Source organism: Streptomyces pathocidini, assembly GCF_001418495.1.
Classification (GTDB): domain Bacteria; phylum Actinomycetota; class Actinomycetes; order Streptomycetales; family Streptomycetaceae; genus Streptomyces; species Streptomyces pathocidini.
In genome coordinates this window covers 1-833 of the sequence record NZ_LIQY01000688.1, presented here as the reverse complement: position 1 = coordinate 833, position 833 = coordinate 1, and the positions used below count along the sequence as shown (strand labels likewise).

The 833-nt window shown below is 68.0% G+C and carries 1 pseudogene; it reads left to right on the top strand.

The window, feature by feature from the left end:
* Positions 1 to 718: 718 nt before the first annotated feature.
* Positions 719 to 833: pseudogene (locus AOK16_RS28850) on the top strand (carbohydrate-binding protein); the annotation flags it as partial.

Below are 833 nucleotides of genomic sequence, written 5' to 3'. Positions count from 1 at the left end.
GCGCCGTCCGGGTGGGCGCCAGCTTCGGGATCAGCTGGGCGGCCTGCGGGATGTCCGCGGAGGAGGTCCTCCAGTCCGCGGATCAGAGGATGTACGTGGAGAAACGCTCCCGCTCAAAGACCGGCCGCCGAGCCGGGTGACCATCCGGTCGGGGCGGCTGGTTCTCTACGCGTTCTCTACGCGCGCGTGGCCCTGTGGCTGTACGCGCGCGTGGTGTGTTGAACATGAGCGTGGTTGCGGTGGGCTCGGCACCGCCGGGCAGAGCCGTCTCGCGTCCCGCCGTCGTGGCGGGAAATATTTTTTTTCGCCGCAGCGGCGAGTAACCACGGTGGTGGAGTCCGGCGGTGCCGNNCGGCGGTGCCGAAACTTTGCCGTGGCGGGAAATTTTTTCCGCCGCACGTCAGTGGGTGAGACGGCTCACCCTTTGGGGCTCGTCGCATGGCGGCTCGCAGGTCGGGTAGGGGTCGGTTCGGCCTCGTGATGGAGCGGGGTGTGCCGTGGCTCTCCTGCGGGAACGGCCTCCGCGGCTAGCGGGTAGGCTCGGGCGGTCGGGGTTGTGCCGCGAGGGCTGCTGGCGGTGCCCGGTTAATCGATCATGAACATTGGCCATCGGGGCAGCCCATTCCCTGTCGCGGTCGCGCCGGCCCTGATAGGAGCTTGTTCTGGCACTTGATCAAGAGTGCCTGTGGTCCGTAGACAGTTGGGGAGTGACAAGGGGATGACGGCCGGGAACAACGGCGCGAACACGCCTGAGAACGACGATCCGTTCGCGTATCTGTACCGCTCGGAGGGCGGCACGGACGCGGACGCGAGCGCGCCCGCCGCTCCCTCCA